Raw genomic sequence first — 19,967 nt, 5'->3', positions numbered from 1 at the left:
CTGCGGCCCACTTGCACGGTTTGGAGCACTAGCAGCCTTTAAAGGCTAAGATGTTTAATCCCACAGTGAGATATTGCGGATGAAGTCTAAAGCGGCTTGGATCTTTTTCCCATGCCTCGCAAATCGCCCGGAATGGCGTCTTACACCTGAGCGCCTTCAAGTGCTTTCCGAAATTATAGCTTCGAGCGAATGCATGGACATGTTCCTGACCCCAATTGGTCCTTCATCATACCGGTCGTTCTGTTACCGAACGGTACGAAAACCTGAGACAGGGTCACTTTCCTGAGAAGGCTTTTACCGTCAAAGACGGTAAAAGCCTCAATAGTGAACGAGAGTGTCTTAATTCCGCCTCAATTCTTACCGTCAACCCTAACGTCAGCCGTTTTTGCTGGCCGCCGATAGTCACTGATAGTTGCCGAGACGTATTTTCTTTTAAATCAACACGTTACGACAGCTTTATCGATGGCTGGCGATAGTCCTTAAAGGGCCAAATTCACTCCCACTCAATCGTCGCCGGCGGCTTCGTCGAAACGTCGTAGGTCACGCGGTTGATGCCGCGCACTTCGTTGATGATCCGGCCAGACACCTTCTTGAGCAGGCCGTAGGGCAGCTCGGCCCAGTCGGCGGTCATGAAGTCGCTGGTCTGCACGGCGCGCAGGGCCACGACGTAGTCGTAGGTGCGGCCGTCGCCCATGACGCCCACGCTCTTGACGGGCAGGAAGACGGTGAAGGCCTGGCTGGTGAGGTCGTACCAGTTCTTGCCGGTGGCTTCGTCGGTCCAGTTGCGCAGTTCTTCGATGAAGATGGCGTCGGCGCGGCGCAGCAGGTCGGCGTATTCCTTCTTGACTTCGCCCAGGATGCGCACGCCCAGGCCCGGGCCCGGGAAGGGGTGGCGGTAGACCATTTCACGCGGCAGGCCCAGGGCCACGCCGAGTTCGCGCACTTCGTCCTTGAACAGGTCGCGCAGGGGCTCGAGCAGCTTCAGGCCGAGCTGCTCGGGCAGGCCGCCGACGTTGTGGTGGCTCTTGATGGTGACGGCCTTCTTGCTCTTGGCACCGCCCGACTCGATGACGTCGGGGTAGATGGTGCCCTGGGCCAGGAAGGTGGCGCCCTTGTGGCCACCGTCGCCAGCTTTCAGCTTGGCGGCCTCGGCCTTGAACACGTCCACGAACAGGCCGCCGATGATCTTGCGCTTGGCCTCGGGCTCGCTGACGCCGGCCAGCTTGCCCAGGAACAGGTCGCTGGCGTCCACGCGGATGACCTTGGCGTGCAGCTTGCCTTCGAACATTTCCATGACCATGTCGCCTTCGTTCAGGCGCAGCAGGCCGTGGTCCACGAAGACGCAGGTCAGCTGGTCGCCGATGGCGCGGTGGATCAGGGCCGCGGCCACGGACGAATCCACGCCGCCCGACAGGCCGAGGATGACTTCCTCGTCACCTACCTGCTCGCGGATTTTGGCGACGGCTTCCTCGATGTAGTCGCCCATGATCCAGTCGGCATTCGCCGCGCAGATCTCGCGCACGAAGCGGTTGAGCAGGGCCGCGCCCTGCACGGTGTGCGTGACTTCGGGGTGGAACTGGACGGCGTAGAAGCGGCGCGCCTCGTCGGCCATGCCGGCGATGGGGCAGGACGGCGTGGAGGCCATGACCTTGAAGCCCGGGGGCAGCTCGGTGACCTTGTCGCCGTGGCTCATCCAGACCTTGAGCATGCCGTGGCCTTCGGCCGTGGCGAAGTCCTCGATGCCCTTGAGCAGTTCGGTGTGGCCATGGGCGCGCACTTCGGCGTAGCCGAATTCGCGGGTGTGCGAGCCTTCGACCTTGCCGCCCAGCTGGGTGGCCATGGTCTGCATGCCGTAGCAGATGCCCAGCACGGGAATGCCCAGCTCGAACACGGCGTCGGGGGCGCGGTCGTCCACTTCGTAGACGCTGGCGTGGCTGCCCGACAGGATCACGCCCTTGAGGCGGCCGTCGGCGGCGAATTCGTGCACCCAGTCGCTGCTCACGTCGCAGGGGTGGACTTCGCAGTAGACATGGGCTTCGCGCACGCGGCGGGCGATCAGCTGGGTGACTTGGGAGCCGAAGTCAAGAATGAGGATCTTGTCGTGTTGCATGGTCATCTCAGGCAAAGGTGATGGGAGGGGATCAGAAATCTTCAGGGGCCAGCAGCGCCAGCCCGCGCTTGCGGGCGGCGGCGGCCTGGGCCGCGTCAAAGGTGGCCAGCGGCAGGCGCAGCGACTGCGCCAGCCACAGGTAGGCCGCGTCATAGACCGGCAGGCGGGTGTCCAGCGCCACGTCGAGCACTGCCTTGTGCTGGGCGGGCGCCAACTCGTGCAGTTCCACGCGGTGGCGGATGGCCTCGAGCACGCCCCACAGGCCTTCGACCGAGCTGTGCGGAATGCGGCCGCCGTGCACGCCCGAGGCGATCAGGTTGCCGCACTCCCACTGCCAGAGGTTGGGCGCCTGCGGGTCCACTTCGTGGCGGCGGATGCGGGTATACAGGCGCTGGGTGTGCACGCTGGCGGCATCGGGCAGCAGCCAGGCGGCGGTGACGGAGGCATCGAGCACGAAGGAGGTCATGCCTGGCTCCGGCCTGCGTGGCGCAGTCGGGTGGTGGAGTCCGGCGCCTGTGCCGACTGGGCCGGATGGGCCGGCCGCACCGTGGCCTGCAGCGCCTGCATCTGCTCCAGCTCGCGGGCGATCTGCTCGTCGGTGATCACGGGGCGGCGGCGCACCGGCAGCATGCGCACCACTTCCTTGCCGTGGCGGGTGATGCGCACTTCCTCGCCCTGCTCGACAAGTTCGATCAAGGCGGAGAAACGGGTCTTGGCTTCGTAGATACCGACAGATTGCATGGCGGGGCTGAAAACAAAAACAGGCCTGGTGTCCGGCCTGGCCCGAATTCTAGCATTCTGGCCAGAATTTCCAAAAATTCAGACCAGAACCTTGCGGATATTCCAGGCATTGGCCTCTGCTGCCTGCTGGCGCGCCCCACTCAATGCTGTTCGCGCACGAAGTCGACAAACCGCGCCAGCGCGGGCGACATGGCTCCGGCCGGCCAGGCCAGGCTGGTCTCGCAGACCGGCAGGGCAACGGGTTTGCTGCCTGGTCGGGCGCTGGCGAAAACCGCCTCGCGGTAGACCACGCCGGGCCTGCAGAACTGCATCACGCTGGCGGGCACCCAGGCCAGGCCGATACCGCCCCAGACCAGGTTCACGATGGTCTGCATCTGTATCGCCTGCTGCGCGATGCGCGGCACATGTCCGTGCCGTCGGTACAGATCCGTCACCGCGTCATGGAGCGAGGGCATGATGCGGCGCGGAAAGATCACCAGCGGCTGCTCCAGCACTTCGTCGAGCATCAGCCGGTCCGCACCGGCAAGCGCATGCTGCTGAGGCAGGGCCAGCACCATGGCTTCCCGTCCCACGGCCAGGCGCTCCAGGCCGGCCGGCGCATGCCCGGGGGCATGCAGCATCAGCCCGGCATCGATCTGCCCGCGCTCGAAGGCTTCCATCTGCACATCGCTGGTGGCCTCGACCAGCTCCAGCGCCACACCGGGCGTGCCTGCAACGAAGTCCCGCACCCACAGCGGCAGCCGGGTGAAGCCGATGGTGGAGACAAAGGCCAGCCGCACGCGCCCCACTTCTCCCGCTGCCGCGGCCCGCGCAATCCCCGGCAGCGCTGCCGCCCGCCCCAGCAGTTCACGCACCTGCGGCACAAGCGCCTCGCCGGCCGGCGTCAGCGCGACGTGGCGGCTCGAGCGCTCGAACAGCGCCACGTCCAGGCTGCGCTCCAGCTGGGCGATGGCCTGGGTGAGCGGCGGCTGCGTCATGTGCAGGCGCGATGCGGCGCGGCCGAAGTGCAGCTCGTCCGCCACGGCCAGGAATTGCCGCCAGACGCGCAGATCAATGGGGGGCTCATTCATATGCGCAGCATATCAATCATGCCGATGAATAGGATTGGATCAGATGAATCAGTCGGCCCATACTCATCCAACCCCCACAACGAGAGACATGCCATGACCCCGCCGAACCAGATCAACCGCCGAAGCTCCCACATCACCGAAGGCAAGGCGCGCGCAGCCAACCGCTCCATGTTCTACGGCATGGGCTACAAGGAAGAGGATTTCAAGAAGCCCATGGTCGGCGTGGCCAACGGCCACAGCACGATCACGCCGTGCAACTCCGGCCTGCAAAGGCTGGCGGACGCGGCCATCGCAGGCATCGAGGAGGCCGGCGGCAACGCGCAGGTGTTCGGCACGCCGACCATCTCGGACGGCATGTCCATGGGCACGGAAGGCATGAAGTACTCGCTGGTCAGCCGCGAGGTGATCGCCGACTGCATAGAGACCTGCGTGGGCGGCCAGTGGATGGATGGCGTGCTGGTGGTCGGCGGCTGCGACAAGAACATGCCCGGCGGCATGATGGGCATGCTGCGCGCCAATGTGCCGGCCATCTATGTCTACGGCGGCACCATCCTGCCCGGCAGGTGGAAAGGCCGGGACCTGAACATCGTCAGCGTGTTCGAGGCCGTTGGCGAAAACGCCGCAGGCAAGATCAGCGACCAGGAGCTCAAGGACATCGAGCAGCACGCCATCCCCGGCACGGGCTCATGCGGCGGCATGTACACCGCCAACACCATGTCGAGCGCGTTCGAGGCGCTGGGCATGAGCCTGCCCTACTCCTCCACCATGGCCAACCCCCATGATGAAAAGGAGAACTCGGCCAAGGAATCCGCCAGGGTGCTGATCGAGGCCATCAAGATGGACCTCAAGCCGCGCGACATCGTGACCCGCAAGTCCATCGAGAACGCGGTCTCGGTGATCATGGCGACCGGGGGCTCCACCAATGCCGTGCTGCACTTTCTTGCGATCGCCCATGCGGCCGGCGTGCCCTGGTCCATCGACGACTTCGAGCGCATCCGCCAGCGGGTGCCGGTGCTGTGCGATCTCAAGCCCAGCGGCAGATACCTGGCGGTGGACCTGCACCAGGCGGGCGGCATCCCGCAGGTCATGAAGATCCTGCTGAATGCGGGCCTGCTGCACGGCGACTGCATCACCATCTCGGGCCAGACCATCGCCGAGACCCTGGCCGGCGTGCCTGACGAACCGCCCAACCCGCAGGTCATCCGCCCCCTCTCGGACGCGCTCTATCCGCAGGGCCACCTGGCCATTCTCAAAGGCAACCTGAGCCCGGAAGGTGCAGTGGCCAAGATCACGGGCCTGAAGAACCCGGTCATCACCGGCCCGGCACGCGTGTTCGACGATGAGCAATCGGCACTGGCGGCTATCCTCGACGGCAGGATACAGGCCGGCGATGTGATGGTGCTGCGCTACCTGGGCCCCAAGGGCGGCCCCGGCATGCCGGAAATGCTGGCCCCCACGGGCGCCCTGATCGGCGCCGGCCTGGGCGAGAGCGTGGGCCTGATCACCGATGGCCGCTTCTCCGGCGGCACCTGGGGCATGGTGGTCGGCCACGTGGCGCCGGAAGCGGCCGTGGGCGGCACCATCGCGCTGGTGCACGAGGGCGACTCGATCACCATCGACGCGCACGCATTGCAACTGCAGCTGAACGTGCCCGAAGACGTGCTCGCCCAGCGCCGCGCGGCATGGAAGGCTCCCGCGCCCCGCTACACGCGGGGCGTGCAGGCCAAGTTCGCGTTCAACGCATCGAGCGCCAGCTCGGGCGCGGTGCTGGACAACTTCGCCATCTGAGCTTCGTCATCTAGGCGCACAAAAAAAGAGGTCCGGGCAGCGGCTGCCCGGACCTCTTTTCCATCTCGCGCCAAGGCGCTGGATCTGGATCAGTCGGCGCGGTAGTTGGGCGCTTCCTTGGTGATCTGCACGTCATGCACGTGCGATTCGCGGATGCCTGCGGCGGTGATCTCCACGAACTCGGCCGTGTTGTTCATCTCTTCGATGGTGGCGCAGCCGCAGTAGCCCATGGCAGCGCGCACGCCGCCGGCCATCTGGTAGACGATGGAGACCATGGAGCCCTTGTAGGGCACGCGGCCTTCGATGCCTTCGGGCACGAGCTTGTCGGCGTTGGGATTGCCGGTGCTCGATTCCTGGAAGTAGCGGTCGGCCGACCCCTGCTGCATGGCGCCGATGGAGCCCATGCCACGATAGCTCTTGTACGAACGGCCCTGGTACAGGATGACTTCGCCCGGAGCCTCTTCGGTGCCGGCGAACATGCCGCCCATCATGATGGTCGAGGCGCCAGCGGCCAGGGCCTTGGCGATGTCGCCCGAGAAGCGGATGCCGCCGTCGGCGATCAGCGGCACGCCCGTGCCCTGCAGGGCCTGGGCCACGCTGTCGATGGCCATGATCTGGGGCACGCCCACACCGGCGACGATGCGCGTGGTGCAGATGGAGCCAGGGCCGATGCCGACCTTGACGGCGTCGGCGCCTGCCTCGGCCAGTGCCAGCGCAGCGGCGCCGGTGGCGATGTTGCCGCCGATGACATCGACCTGCGGGTAGTTCTGCTTGACCCAGCGCACGCGGTCGATCACGCCCTTGCTGTGGCCGTGGGCCGTGTCCACCACCAGTGCATCGACGCCGGCCTTGACCAGCAGCTCCACGCGCTGCTCGGTGCCCTCGCCCACGCCCACGGCGGCGGCCACGCGCAGGCGGCCTGCGCTGTCACGCGCTGCATTGGGGAAGGTGGTCTGCTTGGTGATGTCCTTGACGGTGATCAGGCCCTTGAGTTCAAAGGCGTCGTTCACGACCAGGATGCGCTCGAGCTTGTGCTTGTTGAGCAGGGCCTTGGCTTCCACGGGCGTGGTGCCGTCCTTCTCGTTGACGGTGATCAGGCGCTCGCGCGGCGTCATGATCTGGCTGACCTTGACGTCGTAGCGGGTCTCGAAGCGCAGGTCGCGGCTGGTGACGATGCCGACCACCTTGCCGCCGTCGCACACGGGAAAGCCGGAGATGCCGAGGTTCTCGGACAGCTGCAGCACCTGCAGCACGGTGTGCTCGGGGGTGATGACCACGGGGTCGTGCACCACGCCGGATTCGTGGCGCTTGACCTTGGACACTTCGGCAGCCTGTTGCTCTGCCGTCATGTTCTTGTGGATGACGCCGATACCGCCCTCTTGCGCAATGGCAATGGCCAGACGCGCTTCGGTCACGGTGTCCATGGCGGCGGACACAAGGGGGATGTTCAGGGAGATGTTGCGCGAAAAGCGCGTCTTGAGCGAGGTGTCCTTGGGCAGGACCTGGGAGAAAGCGGGGACCAGGAGGACGTCGTCGAAGGTCAGGGCTTTACCGAGAAGGCGCATGTGAGAGCTCCAAAAGAAGGATTGTACCCGTGCGCCGGATCACAATGTATGCTGTAGGCCATTGTTCCCCGCTATCGCTGCCCGCCATCATTTCCTGCTATTGCTACCTGCAACCGGCCCGATCACCCCAATCACCATGCATGCCACCAAGCTTGTTTTGCTAGCCGCGCTTGCCGCCTGTTCGCTATCCGCAGCCGCCCAGTGGCAATGGGTCGACGCCACAGGCCGCAAGGTCTTCAGCGACCGCGCGCCACCCCCTGACATTCCGGCCAAGAACATCCTGCGCCAGCCTGGCGGCAGCGCGCCCGCTCCAGCAGCGGCGGCGCCATCCACGGCACCGGCGTCTACAGATGCGGCCACGCAGCCCGCTGCAGATGCAACGGCACAGGCAGCGCCTGCCGCCGCCAAGGACGCCAAGCCCGCAGGCACCGACAAGGCCCTGGAAGAGCAAAAGCGCAAGGCCGAGGCCCAGGAGGCCGCCAAGGCCAAGGCAGAAAAGGACCGCATTGCCAAGGATCGCCAGGAAAACTGTGCGCGGGCAAAACAGGCCAAGACGGCACTGTCATCGGGCGGCCTGCTGGCACACACCAATGCCCAGGGCGAACGCGGCTTCATGGACGAAGCCACGCGCAACAGCGAACTCAAGCGCGCCGACGCCACCATCGCCTCGGACTGCGGCCCGGTGCGCTGAGCGCCTCCCTCCGTCAGTAACCGGCCTTGGCCCCGGGCCTTTGGCGCTGGAACAGGCCCGTGGCCCGGGCTCCCTGGCGCGCAAAGCGCTCGCGGCGCGCCACCTTGGGGTCCACGGTCAAGGGCCGGTACAGCTCCACGCGATCGCCGTCGCGCAAGCCTTGCGTCAAAGGGGCGCTGCGGCCCCAAAGGCCAGCGGGCCCCTCCTGTGCAAAGCCCAGCGCCTGCCAGCCACCAGCGGCCTCGACTGCGTCGGCAATCGAGGCACCGGCCGGCAATTGCAGGGCCAGTTCAACGACTTCACCGGCACGCGGGCTGCATGCCAGCGTGATGCACAGAAACGGCCGGGGTTCAGCCATAGACCTGCTCGGCGCGCTTGACGAAGGCATCGACCATGGAGCCCGCGATGCGGTCGAACACCGGGCCGACCACGGCGGCCAGCGCCATGTTATCAAAGCCATAGTCCAGCTGCAGCTCCACGCGGCAGGCACGCTGCGAGCCGTCGCCCACGGGGCGGAACATCCAGTTGCCCTCCAGCCGCGAGAACGGCCCCTTGATCAGGCGGATGCTGACCTGGCGCCCGCCATCGTCGAGCACGCTGTGCGTGTTGCGCGTGACGAAGGACTTGCGCATGCCGCCGAATGCAATGCCCACCTCGGCCGTCATGCCCTGCTCGTCCTGCTCCAGCACCCTGGCCTGGTCGCACCAGGGGAGGAAGTCGGCATAGTGGGCCACGTCCGTCACCAGGGCAAACATTTCTTGGGGGCTGTACCAGATCAGGACGGACTTGTTGACTTTTTTCATGAATGGGGCGGGCTGCACGGCATGCAAAACACCGGCTGCGCGGTCATGGCGCATACGGCTGTCACAATGACGGCAAGGCGAAACTAAAATCCCGCACGGAGGCGAGACGGCAATCCAGTATTGTATGGAGAGCTTTCATCTCCAGGTTTTCGCCGCATCTATTACTCCATGGCCAAGAAACCTGAAACACAGTCGCGCATCGCCGACAACAAAAAAGCCGCGTTCAACTACTTCTTCGAGGAACGCTTCGAGGCCGGCATCGTGCTGCACGGCTGGGAAGTGAAGGCGCTGCGCAGCGGCAAGGTGCAGCTGACCGACGGCTACGTCATCGTCAAGGACGGCGAGCTGTTCCTGCTCGGCTGCCAGATCAACCCGCTCAAGACCGCCTCCACCCACGTCAACCCCGACGCGGCGCGCATCAAGAAGCTGCTGCTCAAGAAGGACGACATCCTGCGCCTGATCGGCAAGGTCGAGCAAAAGGGCTTCACGCTGGTGCCCATCAACCTTCACTGGAAGAACGGCTTCGTCAAGTGCGACATCGCCCTTGCCAAGGGCAAGGCCGAGCACGACAAGCGCGACGTGATCAAGGACCGCGAAGGCAAGCGCGAGGTCGAGCGCGCCATGAAGAGCTTCAACCGTTGACGGGCATCCGCAGCTTTTTTTGCACTGCTGCGGAATAAACCGGCACGGCCCAGTGTTCATTGCAGTGTCCGGCCGCAATTTCGCGCGCCGGCAAGCACCGGAGACAGCGATGAAGAAGCTCGGCATGAAACTTGGTACCTGTGCCTTCACGGCAGCCCTGACATTGGCCCTGGCAGGCTGCTATTCCGCGCCTGCGGCCAACGCCTCTGGCCAGACCCCGCCCAGCGCGGTCAGCGTGCAAAACGGCATGCTGGTCGGCGCCAACGGCATGACGCTCTACACCTTCGACAAGGACACGGCCGGCAGCGGCAAGTCCGTCTGCAACGGCCCCTGCGCGACCAACTGGCCGCCGCTGATGGGCAAGCAGGCGCCGTCCGGCGGCAACTACAGCGTGATCCAGCGCGACGATGGCAGCAGCCAGATCGCCTACAAGGGCAAGCCGCTGTACTACTGGGTGAAGGACGGCAAGGCCGGTGACACCACGGGCGACGGCGTCATGGGCGTCTGGCATACCGCACGCCCCTGATTCCAGCCGCATCCGCCTTCGGACCTGCCCATGGACCGCAGCCAGATCCTGGAGCACCTGCCCGGCCTGCGCCGCTATGCGCGGCTGCTGGCAGGCGATGCCTGGGCCGCCGACGACCTGGTGCAGGACACGCTGGAGCGTGCCTGCCGCAAATGGCTGCTGTGGCGCCCCGACGGCGATCTGCGCGCCTGGCTGTTCACGCTGATGCACAACCTCTACCTGAACCAGCGGCGCTCTGCCGCGCGCGGGCAGTGGCTGGACATAGACAGCCTGTCCGAGACCCTGGCCGCACCCGAGGACAACAGCGACGCGGCCCTGGACCTGGAGCGCTGCCTGCAGCGCCTGCCCGCCGAGCAGCGGGCCGTGCTGCTGCTGGTCAGCGTGGAGGACATGAGCTACGCCGACACGGCGCGCGTGCTGCAGCTGCCCCTGGGCACCGTGATGTCGCGGCTGTCGCGCGCACGGTCCCGGCTGCGCGAATTGATGGAGGCCCCATCGGCCACCTCTGCAGCGCCTGCACAGTCAGCACCGACTGCCAAGGCCGCAACACCCCAAGCCGCAGCCCCCGCGCTGCGCCGGCTCAAATGACGAGGCCGCCATGACCGCATCCGCCCCCACCCCTCTTTCATCTTCCTCGCCCTTGCCCCCGCCCATTTCCGACGAGCAGTTGCACGCCCTGGTCGATGGCCGCCTGCCCGCGCAGCAGGCGCAGGCGCTGCGTGACCAGCTGGACGAAGACAGTACCGCGCGCGTGGAGCAATGGCAACGCCAGCGCCAGTTGCTGCGCGCCCTGCATGCCGCCCGGGATGAACCCGGCATGCCCGACGAAATGCGCGCCGCCGCCGAACAGTTGCAGGGCCTGCACCAGCGCCAGCAGCAGTGGTGGCGCTGGGGTGGCATGGCCGCGGGCTGGATGCTGGCCTTCGGCCTGGGCTGGCTGGTGCATGGGCAGCAGGCGGTGCCCGCCGCCGCGCCATCAACGGCGGCCACGCTGGCTGCCGCCACCCCGGCCCGCTTCGCCCACCAGGCGGCCGTCGCACACGCGGTCTACCAGCCCGAGCAACGCCACCCGGTCGAGGTGGAGGCCGCGCAGCAGGCCCATCTGCTGCAGTGGCTGTCCAAGCGCCTGGGCCGGCCGCTGAAGCTGCCGGCACTCACGGACCTGGGCTATGAACTGGTGGGCGGCCGATTGCTGCCCGGCGACAGCGGCGCACGCGCCCAGTTCATGTACCAGGACGCGGCGGGCGAGCGCATCACCCTGTACCTGGGTGCGCTGGAGGACCCGGCCACGCACGGCGAGACCGCCTTTCACTTCAGCAGCGACGGCCCCGTGCCCAGCTTCTACTGGGTGGACCAGGGCTTTGGCTATGCGCTCAGCGGCGCCCTGCCGCGCAACCGGCTGCTGCAGCTGGCCACGGCCGTGCACCAGCAGCTTTGAAGCCTGGGGCCACGGCTACCAAGGCAGCGGCGCCGCCTCGCCGTTGCCATGCTCGCCGTAGTACAGCGAGGGCAGGAAGCGCGACAGGTAGGTGAACTCCGTGTAGCAATGGCGCAGCAGGCCCAGGCCCAGCGCGTCGGGCAGCTCGGCCGCCGGGTCGGCGCAGGACTGGCCCAGCAAAAAGCGGCTGCGCAGCACGCAGCCAAAAGGCGTGTCACGCGCCAGGTGCACCATCTGCCCGTCCATGGGGTCCCCGCTGGCGTCCAGCTGCACATGCTCGCCGAAGCCGATACGCGCATACACGGCGGCCGAGGCGCGTTTTTCGGCAAAGGCCAGCTCCAGCTGCGCAGGGTCGAACAGCTCGCGCGGATCGTGGAACTTGAGCCTGGCCGCCACGGGCGGAATATCGGCCAGGGACTCCACCGCTTCGATGGACGCGCCTATGTAGCTCTCGCCCTTCTTCCATTGCGCATCCCAGCCGCGATGCGCGATGTGGTCATGCGGATGCCACCACTTGATGTGCTGCGTGGTCTCGAAGAACTTGAACCACCAGTCCAGCATGCGGCCGCTGCAGCCATGCAGGTCGGTGCGGCAGGCCACCACCAGGCAGCCGCTGGGCAGGCGCTGGATTCCCGTCTCCAGCCGCAGCGGCGTGATGTGCAGCAGCTCGTCGATGCGGGAAATGTCGGGCTCGAAGGCATGGGAGTTCATGGGTGTTTTCCGTTCCTGGGTTGATGAGGAAAAGCCATCTTATATTAAAGAAACGAATAACGTTTCCAAACAATCGGATAATCCCTGCCAGGTAACAAAATGCTGCACAACCAGGCACAACCAGGCACGACCCTGCACAACACCGAACGGAACGACAAGAAATCCAATGGAATCCGAAATCACTCCTGCGGCCCCCCGGCCGCGCGGGCGGCCGGCCCGGCCCGAGCACGAGGCCAACGACGCCGCCTTGGCCGCCGCCACCTGGCTCTTGCTCAACGAAGGCTATGCCGCCACCACCATGGAAGCCGTGGCCAGGCGCGCGGGGCTGGCCAAGAAGACGCTCTACCGCTTTGCCGCCAACCGCGAGGACCTGGTGGCCCTGGTGGTGCGCGGCTGGACCGACGGTTTCCGCCCTGCCCTGTCGGCCGATGCGCAATCGGCCGCAGAGGTGGCGCCAGCGCTGGCCGAGATCCTGCGCGTGATTGCCGCGCGCGTGCTGTCGGCCGAGGCGGTGGGAATGTTCCGCCTGCTCACCACCGACTTTCCCGCCAAGCCCGAGCTGCTGGAGGTCTACCAGCGCAACGGCATAGAGCGCGGCCGCGGCATGCTGGTGGACTGGCTGCGGCGCCAGTGCGGCAAGGGGTTGCTGCGGGCCGAGCAGCCCGAAGTCGTCTGCGACCTGCTGCTGTCCATGGCCATTGCCGAGCCGTTGCGGCAGATGGCCCTGGGCCTGACGCCGCCCGTGCCCGAATGGGATCCGGGCCCGCGCATTGACGACGCGGTACGGCTGCTGGCAGGCCATTCCTGCCGCATGGAGCCTGCGGATCGTTGAATGAAAAAAGGCCACCCGGCATGGCGCCGGATGGCCTTTTGAACCGTTGGAGGTTTGAGCAACCGCCGCGCGATCAGTCCAGCGCTGCCAGCGGATGCGAATGCGCAGGCCAGGGGCTGTCGAAGAAGGCGCGCCACTGCGCTTCCTGCACCTCCTCGATGCGCGCAGGGCTCCAGCGCGGGTGGTGGTCCTTGTCCACGGCCAGCGCGCGTATGCCTTCGATGGCCTCGCTCTGGCCCGGGCGCAGGTAGAAGCAGTGGCGCACCATGTCGCGCTCCATGCGCAGGTCCTGGGCCAGCGTCATGCCGCGCGCGCGGCGGATCTGCTCCAGCACCACGTGCAGCATCAGCGGCGAGCGCTTGCGCAGCGTGGCTGCCGTGTGCCGGGCCCACTCGCCATCGGTGGCTTCAAGCGCCTCGACCATGGCAGCCACCGTGGGCAGGGCGAACACGCGGTCGATCTCGGCGCGGGGCTGGGCCGCCGGCTTGGCCGGGGCCGTGAACTTCGACTTCACCAGGGCCTCGATGGCCGCTGCATCGGCAAAGCTGCCGTCGGCCAGCGCGTCCCACAGCGCAGGCTGCTGGTCCGAGGGCAGGTAGCCATCGGCCAGGCCGAAGTCCAGCGCATCGGCCGCGCCGATCACATCGCCCGTCAGCGCCAGCCACTCACCCGCGTGACCCGGGCAGCGCGATAGGAAGTAGCCGCCACCCACATCGGGGAACAGGCCGATGGCCGTCTCGGGCATGGCCATCTTGGTGCGTTCAGTGACGATGCGCAGCGTGCCGCCCTGGCTGATGCCCATGCCGCCGCCCATGACGATGCCGTCCATGAAGGCGATGTAGGGCTTGCCAAAGGTGTGGATCAGGTGGTTGAGCGCGTACTCCTCGGTGAAGAAGTCCTCCAGCTGCGGATTGCCCGTGCTGCCCGCGCCATGCAGGAAGCGGATGTCCCCGCCCGCGCAGAAGGCGCCGAAGACCCCTTCCTTGCCCATGCCTCGGATGGCCACGGCCAGCACCTGCTCATCCTTTTGCCAGGCCAGCAGGGTGGCCAGCAGATCGCGCACCATGCCCAGCGACAGCGCGTTCAGCGCCTTGGCCCGGTTCAAGGTGATCATGCCCATGCGGCCCCGCACTTCGCTGAGGACTTCGCCGGCAGCTCCCGTCATATCTTGCTCCTTGTTGCTATGCATGCCCTGCCCCGGCAGCCCGGGGCAATGAGCCGCAACCATAGCTGAAAAACCGCGCCCACCCCTGACAAACAGGTGCCAATATGCGCAACTGCGCGACAGGTGCCGCAACGCCCCGCACTCAGTCCAGAGAGACACCCGTGCTCTTGACCACGCCGGCCCAGCGCTTGATCTCGCTGCGGATGTAGGCGCCGTATTCCTCGGGCGTGGAGCCCAGGCCTTCGGCGCCCTGCAGCTGCAGCTTCTCGACCACGCCCGGGTCCTTGAGCGCACGCATCAGCTCCTGGTTGAGCCGCTGGATGATGGCGGCCGGCGTTTTGGCCGGCACCATCACGCCCTGCCAGGCCCCGGCCTCGAAGCCGGACATGCCGCTTTCGGCCAGCGTGGGTGCATCGGGGAAGTTGGGCAGGCGCTTGGAGGAACTCACGGCCAGCAGCTTGAGCCGCCCTTCCTTGATGAAGGGGGCGACCGAGTTGATGGTGTCGGTCATGAAGTCGATCTGCCCGGCGACCAGATCCACGTCGGCCGGCGCGCTGCCCTTGTAGGGCACGTGGCTGGCCTCGATCTGGTAGTGCTGCACGACCTGGAAGGCCGCCAGGTGGGTGACGTTGCCGTTGCCGGCCGAGCCATAGGACAGCTGGCCGGTCTTGTCCCTGGCATGGCGCACGAACTCCTGCACGTTCTTCACCGGCAGCTTGGGGTTGACCACCAGGCCCAGCGGCACCACGGCCGTCAGCGCCACGGGCATCAGGTCCTTGCCCACGTCGTAGCTCATCTTCTTGTAGAGCGACGGGCTCAGCGCAATGGACGAGGTGTTGTAGAGCACGGTATAGCCATCGGGCGCGGCCTTGGCCACCAGGGCATTGCCGATGTTGCCATTGGCTCCGGGCCGGTTGTCCACGATCACGGTCTGGCCCAGTTGCTGGCCGACCTGCTGGGCCAGCACGCGCGCCACCAGGTCGGTGGGCCCGCCCGGCGGGAAGGGCACGACCATCGTGATGGGCTTGCTGGGCCAGGGCTGCTGCGCCAGCGCGGCGCCGGGCAGTGCCGCACCCACTGCCACCGCCGCAGCCGCCGCAATGGGGGCCGCCAGGGTGACCAGCGCCATGCGGCGCCTTCTATTGCGGGCCGCCTTGTCGATCTGCTTGTCCATGCTTTTGTCTCCTGATGTCGTTATGGGAATGCTTGTGGCTGCCTAGCTGCGCCCGGCCAGCAGGCGCACGGCCGTGTATTCCATGACCTTCTGGTGGCCCTGGTTGAAGACCTCGATGCGCGAGGTGACGACGGCGCGGTTGCCCTTGGAGGTGGGCTTGATGGCGGTGACTTCGACCAGCGCCTCGATGGAGTCGCCCACCAGCACGGGGCCGAGGATCTTCTGGTGCAGCTCCAGCATGGCCAGGCCCGTGCCCTGGATCATGCTTTGCAGGATGAAGCCTTCGATCAGCGCATAGGTCATGGCGCCCGGCACGGGGCGGCCGGCAATGGCGCCGCCGTCGTAGCCCTCCTCGATGAAGATGGCCTCCAGCATGCCCGTGGCATTGATGAAGGCGACCAGGTCCGATTCGGTCACGGTGCGGCGGAAGGTGCGCAGCTGCTGGCCGATCTGCAGGTCCTGCCAGAAAAAGCCCTGGCCCATGCGGGGCACGGCGTTCCAGGCGGCGCCGGGGTGGGGCTGCGGGGTGTTCACTGTCATCTCATGTCTCCTGTTGCGTGATCTGCAGGCCGGCGATGCGCTCGGCGCTCCAGCCCGCCTGGGCCAGCAGCGCCGCCGTGTGCTCGCCCAGGCGCGGTGGCATGCCCATGGGCGCCTGCCGGCCATCCATGCGCACGGATGAACGTGGCAGGTGCACGGTGCCCATGGCGGGGTCGTGCAGCGGCACGAAGAACTCCGTGGCCTGCAGGTGTGGATCGGCGGGCAGATCGTCCATGCGCGCCACGGGGGCGGCGGGAATCTCCAGGCGCTGGCAGGTATCGAGCCAGTACTGGGTGCCGTGCAGCGCCACATGCTCGCCTGCGGTCTCCAGCAGCTCGGCAATGTGGGCCGTGCGGCTGGCCTGGCTGGCAAAGCGCGCATCCAGGGCCAGCTGCGGCTGGCCCACGGCGGCGAAGAAGCGCTGCCAGTGCGCATCGGTGTACGGCATCATGCAGACGTGGCCGTCCAGCGTTCGGTAGGGCTTGCGCCAGGGCGCCATCACGCGCGGGTAGCCAGCGCCGCTGAGCGCGGGGCTGAAGTGCATGCCGTAGAAATGCTCGACCAGGTTGAAGCCCACCATGGTCTCGTACATGGGCACTTCCACAAAGCAGCCATGGCCGCTGCGCTCGCGCTGGAACAGCGCCGCCAGCACGGCATGCGCGGCCACCAGGGCGCAGGTCTTGTCGGCCGCAATGGTGGGCAGGTAGCGCGCCTCGCCCGTCTGGCGCTCCATCAGGTCGGCCAGGCCGCTCATGCCCTGGATGACGTCGTCATAGGCGGGCATGCCTGCATAGGGGCCGTCCTCGCCAAAGCCATGCAGGCCTGCATAGACCAGGCGCGGATAGCGCTCGCGCAGCGTTGCGGGGTCCAGGCCCAGCGGGGCCAGCTTTTGCGGGCGCATGCTGTGCATGAACACATCGGCCGTGGCCAGCAGCGCATGCAGGGCCTGGCGCGCCTCGTCCTGCTTGAGGTCCAGCACCACGCTCTTCTTGCTGCGGTTGGTGCCCATGAACATGGCGGCCATGCCGGGCTCCACGGCCGGGCCGGTATGGCGCGTGGAGTCGCCGGTCGGCGGCTCGATCTTGATGACTTCGGCGCCATAGTCGGCCAGCACCTGGCTGGCCAGCGGCCCGAACACCACGCTGGACAGATCCAGCACCCGAATCCCTGTCAACGCAGCCTGCACTGTGGTCTCCATGTTGCTTCAGGGAGCCAGTATTTGATATCTTCAAAGCTGCGTCTAAGACTTAATTCAGCATCTCTGATACACGGTAGATATCAATGGACCTGCGCCAACTGCGTCACTTCGTCACCCTGGCCCGCACGCTCAACTACCGGCAGGCGGCCGAGCAGCTGCACATGTCGCAGCCGCCGCTGTCCCAATCCATACGCCGGCTCGAAGACAGCCTGGGCGTGCAGCTGTTCCAGCGCGACCGCCGGGGCACGGCACTGACCGAGGCAGGCCAGGCGGCCCTGGAAAGTGCCGAGCTGGCACTGCACCATGCGCGCCAGATGCAGGAGGTCTCGCGCGCCACGGCCGGCGGCGAGCGCGGGCGCCTGCACATAGGCTTCATAGGCTCGGCGACGTTCTCGTTGATTCCGCGGCTGGTGCAGGCCTTTCGCAGCGAATATCCGCTGATCGACCTGGTGCTGACCGAATCGACCACGCGCGAGATCTGCGCGCAGGTGGCCAGCGGCGATTTCGATGCCGGCCTGCTGCGCTACCCGGTGACGCAGGCCACCGACCTGTCCATCACGCCCGTGGAAAAGGACGAGCTGGTAGCCGTGCTGCCCGAAGGCAACCCGCTGCTGCAGCGGCCCGCCTTGCGGCTGCGGGACCTGGCGGACCAGCCCTTCATCAACTACCGCCCCAGCGAGGTGCCAGGCCTGCATGCGCTGGTGGTGCTGGCCTGCCAGAACGCGGGCTTCATGCCCCAGGTCAAGCAGCATGCCGTGCAGGCGCAGACCCTGGTCAGTTTGGTGGGTGCGGGCCTGGGCGTGGCGCTGGTGCCAGCCGTGGTGGCCAAGGGCAGCACGCCGGGGGTGGTGTTCCGTGCGCTGGCAGATACCGAGAACCTGCCCTCCATCGGCCTGGCCCTGGCGCTCAATCCGCAGCAAAGCGCAGCGGCCGGGCAGCGACTGCGCGAGTTGCTGCTGCAGCTGCAGTAGCAAGCAGTAGCAAGCAACAGCAGCAGCAGTTCCTTTGCCGTGGCGCCCGCACGCCTGAACGGCGCGCCACAAAAGACAAAGGCCGCAGATGCGGCCTTTGACAGTCAGGGCGGTGAAGCCATGCGGCTTGCGTGCGCCCTGGTCGCAACAGCGCTTATGCGCCGCGCGAAGCGCGCTTGCGCTCGTTCTCGGACAGGTGGCGCTTGCGAACGCGGATGCTCTTGGGGGTGATTTCCACCAGCTCGTCGTCCTCGATGAATTCCACCGCGTATTCCAGCGACAGGTCGATCGGGGGCGTGATCTTGATGGCATCTTCCTTGCCGGACACGCGGAAGTTGGTCAGCTGCTTGGTACGCGTGGCATTGACCACCAGGTCGTTGTCACGGCTGTGGATGCCGATGATCATGCCTTCGTACACGGGATCGTTGGCCTTGACGAACATGCGGCCACGGTCGTCCAGCTTGCCCAGGGCGTAGGTGAAGATTTCGCCTTCGTCCATGGAGATCAGCACACCGTTCTTGCGGCCGCCGATTTCGCCCTTGTGCGGCTCGTAGCTGTCGAAGATGTTGGAGATCAGGCCGGAACCACGGGTCAGGTTCAGGAATTCGTTGGTGAAGCCGATCAGGCCACGCGCAGGAATGCGGTACTCCAGGCGCACGCGGCCGCGGCCATCGGGTTCCATGTTGACCAGCTCGCCCTTGCGCTCGCCCAGGGCCTGCATCACGCCACCTTGGTGGCCTTCTTCGATGTCGGCCGTCACCAGCTCGATAGGCTCGTGGCGCACGCCGTCCACGTCGCGGTAGACCACGCGGGGCTTGGACACGGCCAGCTCGTAGCCTTCACGGCGCATTTCTTCCAGCAGGATGGTCAGGTGCAGTTCGCCGCGGCCCGACACTTCGAAGATGCCGTCTTCGTCGGTTTCCTTGACGCGCAGGGCCACGTTGGAACGCAGTTCCTTTTGCAGGCGGTCCCAGATCTGGCGGCTGGTCACGAACTTGCCTTCACGACCTGCCAGCGGCGAGGTATTGACGCAGAAGTTCATGGTCAGCGTGGGCTCGTCGATCTTGAGCATCGGCAGCGGCTGGGGGTTCAGCGGGTCGGTCAGCGTGACGCCCATGCCCAGGTCGGCGATGCCGTTGACCAGCACGATGTCGCTGGGACCGGCTTCGGTCACTTGCACGCGGTCAATGCCCTGGAACTTCAGAACCTGGTTGATGCGGCCCTTGTAGCTCTTGCCGTCAGGACCTTCCATGACCAGCACGTCGGTCGAAGGCTTGAGCGTGCCGGAGGTGATGCGGCCCACGCCGATACGGCCCACGAAGGTGGAGTAGTCCAGCGCCGAGATCTGCATTTGCAGCGGAGCGGCAGGATCGCCCTTGACGGCGGGAACGTGCTTCAGGATGGTGTCGAACAGGGCCGACATGTCGGGGCCCCACTGTTCGCCGGGAGCGCCTTCTTCCAGCGAGGTCCAGCCGTTGATGCCCGAGGCGTACACCACGGGGAAGTCCAGCTGCTCGTCGGTGGCACCCAGCTTGTCGAACAGGTCGAAGGCGGCGTTGACCACGTAGTCGGGACGCGCACCGGGCTTGTCCACCTTGTTGACCACGAGGATGGGCTTCAGGCCCAGGGCCAGTGCCTTCTTGGTCACGAAGCGCGTCTGGGGCATGGGGCCTTCCTGCGCGTCGATCAGCAGCACCACGCCGTCCACCATGGACAGGGCACGCTCCACTTCACCGCCGAAGTCCGCGTGGCCGGGTGTGTCGAGGATGTTGATGTGCGTCTCGTTCCAGCTCACGGCGCAGTTCTTGGCCAGGATGGTGATGCCACGCTCGCGTTCGATGGCGTTGTTGTCCATCACCGTGTCCACGACTTTCTCGTGTTCGGCGAAGGTTCCGGATTGGCGCAGCAGCTGGTCCACCATGGTGGTTTTGCCGTGGTCCACGTGGGCGATGATCGCGATATTGCGGATTTGTTTGCTCATAGTGTTTTCCCATTGCCGCTG

At 66.3% G+C, this 19,967-nt stretch carries 21 protein-coding genes and 1 pseudogene; 8 read left to right on the top strand and 14 right to left on the bottom strand.

The features are described from left to right. Window positions 1–28: 28 nt before the first annotated feature. The 5 genes and pseudogenes from AC57B5_RS02370 to AC57B5_RS02350 all read right to left on the bottom strand — a co-directional run. A pseudogene (locus AC57B5_RS02370) lies at window positions 29–208 on the bottom strand (integrase core domain-containing protein); the annotation flags it as partial. A 285-nt stretch (window positions 209–493) separates the two neighbouring features. Further along, window positions 494–2,110 carry a glutamine-hydrolyzing GMP synthase gene (guaA, locus tag AC57B5_RS02365; protein WP_496398615.1) on the bottom strand — a complete coding sequence of 539 codons (1,617 nt, stop codon included), beginning with the start codon at window positions 2,108–2,110 and terminating at the stop codon, window positions 494–496. Window positions 2,111–2,141: 31 nt separating this feature from the next. Continuing rightward, window positions 2,142–2,576: a type II toxin-antitoxin system VapC family toxin gene (locus tag AC57B5_RS02360; protein WP_012204856.1), complete on the bottom strand. Its 435-nt coding sequence runs from the start codon at window positions 2,574–2,576 to the stop codon at window positions 2,142–2,144. After that, window positions 2,573–2,851 carry a type II toxin-antitoxin system Phd/YefM family antitoxin gene (locus tag AC57B5_RS02355; RefSeq protein WP_353175139.1) on the bottom strand — a complete coding sequence of 93 codons (279 nt, stop codon included), beginning with the start codon at window positions 2,849–2,851 and terminating at the stop codon, window positions 2,573–2,575. The genes AC57B5_RS02360 and AC57B5_RS02355 overlap by 4 nt, the downstream gene beginning before the upstream one ends. Window positions 2,852–2,991: 140 nt before the next feature. Continuing rightward, the gene (locus AC57B5_RS02350) at window positions 2,992–3,921 is read right to left on the bottom strand and encodes a LysR family transcriptional regulator (protein ID WP_496398614.1); all 930 of its coding nucleotides are present in this window, start codon (window positions 3,919–3,921) and stop codon (window positions 2,992–2,994) included. A 93-nt stretch (window positions 3,922–4,014) separates the two neighbouring features. Here AC57B5_RS02350 and ilvD point away from each other — a divergent pair, with 93 nt between their 5' ends. Next, entirely contained in the window at window positions 4,015–5,709 is a 1,695-nt protein-coding gene (gene ilvD, locus AC57B5_RS02345; protein ID WP_013803022.1) for a dihydroxy-acid dehydratase, read from the top strand. An 89-nt stretch (window positions 5,710–5,798) separates the two neighbouring features. Here the strand turns inward: ilvD and guaB are convergent, their stop codons facing one another. Continuing rightward, on the bottom strand, window positions 5,799–7,274 hold the full coding sequence (gene guaB, locus AC57B5_RS02340; RefSeq protein ID WP_013803023.1) for an IMP dehydrogenase: 1,476 nt from the start codon (window positions 7,272–7,274) through the stop codon (window positions 5,799–5,801). 136 nt (window positions 7,275–7,410) lie between these two features. Here guaB and AC57B5_RS02335 point away from each other — a divergent pair, with 136 nt between their 5' ends. Next, window positions 7,411–7,965, top strand: a complete 555-nt coding sequence (locus AC57B5_RS02335; protein ID WP_315530526.1) for a DUF4124 domain-containing protein — start codon at window positions 7,411–7,413, stop codon at window positions 7,963–7,965. A gap of 13 nt (window positions 7,966–7,978) precedes the next feature. On the opposite strand, the gene AC57B5_RS02330 is transcribed toward AC57B5_RS02335, so the two are convergent. Next, window positions 7,979–8,323 carry an RnfH family protein gene (locus tag AC57B5_RS02330; protein WP_065347244.1) on the bottom strand — a complete coding sequence of 115 codons (345 nt, stop codon included), beginning with the start codon at window positions 8,321–8,323 and terminating at the stop codon, window positions 7,979–7,981. Continuing rightward, complete coding sequence (locus AC57B5_RS02325) at window positions 8,316–8,768, bottom strand: type II toxin-antitoxin system RatA family toxin (RefSeq protein WP_034398355.1); 453 nt, start codon at window positions 8,766–8,768, stop codon at window positions 8,316–8,318. The genes AC57B5_RS02330 and AC57B5_RS02325 overlap by 8 nt, the downstream gene beginning before the upstream one ends. 168 nt (window positions 8,769–8,936) lie before the next feature. Between AC57B5_RS02325 and smpB the strand changes: the two genes are divergently transcribed. The 4 genes from smpB (at window position 8,937) to AC57B5_RS02305 (ending at window position 11,374) form a co-directional block, all read left to right on the top strand. Further along, window positions 8,937–9,410: an SsrA-binding protein SmpB gene (gene smpB, locus AC57B5_RS02320; RefSeq protein ID WP_013803027.1), complete on the top strand. Its 474-nt coding sequence runs from the start codon at window positions 8,937–8,939 to the stop codon at window positions 9,408–9,410. A 109-nt stretch (window positions 9,411–9,519) separates the two neighbouring features. After that, a complete protein-coding gene (locus AC57B5_RS02315; RefSeq protein WP_017403808.1) occupies window positions 9,520–9,936 on the top strand; it encodes a COG4315 family predicted lipoprotein in 417 nt (138 codons plus the stop codon). A 30-nt stretch (window positions 9,937–9,966) separates the two neighbouring features. Next, on the top strand, window positions 9,967–10,524 hold the full coding sequence (locus AC57B5_RS02310) for an RNA polymerase sigma factor (RefSeq protein ID WP_353175147.1): 558 nt from the start codon (window positions 9,967–9,969) through the stop codon (window positions 10,522–10,524). A 10-nt stretch (window positions 10,525–10,534) separates the two neighbouring features. Further along, window positions 10,535–11,374 carry an anti-sigma factor family protein gene (locus AC57B5_RS02305; protein WP_496398613.1) on the top strand — a complete coding sequence of 280 codons (840 nt, stop codon included), beginning with the start codon at window positions 10,535–10,537 and terminating at the stop codon, window positions 11,372–11,374. Window positions 11,375–11,389: 15 nt separating this feature from the next. Here AC57B5_RS02305 and AC57B5_RS02300 read toward each other — a convergent pair whose 3' ends face one another. Further along, window positions 11,390–12,085: a DAPG hydrolase family protein gene (locus AC57B5_RS02300; RefSeq protein ID WP_012204844.1), complete on the bottom strand. Its 696-nt coding sequence runs from the start codon at window positions 12,083–12,085 to the stop codon at window positions 11,390–11,392. A 166-nt stretch (window positions 12,086–12,251) separates the two neighbouring features. On the opposite strand from AC57B5_RS02300, the gene AC57B5_RS02295 reads away from it, so the two are divergent. Further along, window positions 12,252–12,917 (top strand): TetR/AcrR family transcriptional regulator, encoded by a 666-nt coding sequence (locus AC57B5_RS02295; protein WP_313233566.1) that lies wholly within the window; start codon window positions 12,252–12,254, stop codon window positions 12,915–12,917. Between the two features lie 73 nt (window positions 12,918–12,990). On the opposite strand, the gene AC57B5_RS02290 is transcribed toward AC57B5_RS02295, so the two are convergent. The 4 genes from AC57B5_RS02290 to AC57B5_RS02275 all read right to left on the bottom strand — a co-directional run bounded on the left by AC57B5_RS02290 (window position 12,991) and on the right by AC57B5_RS02275 (window position 16,994). After that, window positions 12,991–14,082 (bottom strand): enoyl-CoA hydratase/isomerase family protein, encoded by a 1,092-nt coding sequence (locus tag AC57B5_RS02290; protein ID WP_496398612.1) that lies wholly within the window; start codon window positions 14,080–14,082, stop codon window positions 12,991–12,993. Between the two features lie 142 nt (window positions 14,083–14,224). Beyond that, window positions 14,225–15,256, bottom strand: coding sequence for a Bug family tripartite tricarboxylate transporter substrate binding protein (locus AC57B5_RS02285; RefSeq protein WP_099734055.1), 1,032 nt, complete (start codon window positions 15,254–15,256; stop codon window positions 14,225–14,227). A gap of 42 nt (window positions 15,257–15,298) precedes the next feature. Beyond that, window positions 15,299–15,796: a MaoC family dehydratase gene (locus tag AC57B5_RS02280; RefSeq protein WP_496398611.1), complete on the bottom strand. Its 498-nt coding sequence runs from the start codon at window positions 15,794–15,796 to the stop codon at window positions 15,299–15,301. A gap of 1 nt (window position 15,797) precedes the next feature. Continuing rightward, entirely contained in the window at window positions 15,798–16,994 is a 1,197-nt protein-coding gene (locus tag AC57B5_RS02275; RefSeq protein WP_496398610.1) for a CaiB/BaiF CoA transferase family protein, read from the bottom strand. Between the two features lie 83 nt (window positions 16,995–17,077). Here AC57B5_RS02275 and AC57B5_RS02270 point away from each other — a divergent pair, with 83 nt between their 5' ends. After that, window positions 17,078–17,965, top strand: coding sequence for a LysR family transcriptional regulator (locus AC57B5_RS02270; RefSeq protein ID WP_034392165.1), 888 nt, complete (start codon window positions 17,078–17,080; stop codon window positions 17,963–17,965). A 154-nt stretch (window positions 17,966–18,119) separates the two neighbouring features. Here AC57B5_RS02270 and typA read toward each other — a convergent pair whose 3' ends face one another. Beyond that, window positions 18,120–19,946 carry a translational GTPase TypA gene (typA, locus tag AC57B5_RS02265; protein WP_034398352.1) on the bottom strand — a complete coding sequence of 609 codons (1,827 nt, stop codon included), beginning with the start codon at window positions 19,944–19,946 and terminating at the stop codon, window positions 18,120–18,122. Between the last annotated feature and the right edge of the window lie 21 nt (window positions 19,947–19,967).

It is taken from the genome of Delftia sp. BGA-UO-ETr-SB1 (genome assembly GCF_059567865.1).
The sequence above is the reverse complement of the archived record's forward strand: the minus strand, read 5'-3'. Positions and strand labels throughout refer to the sequence as shown.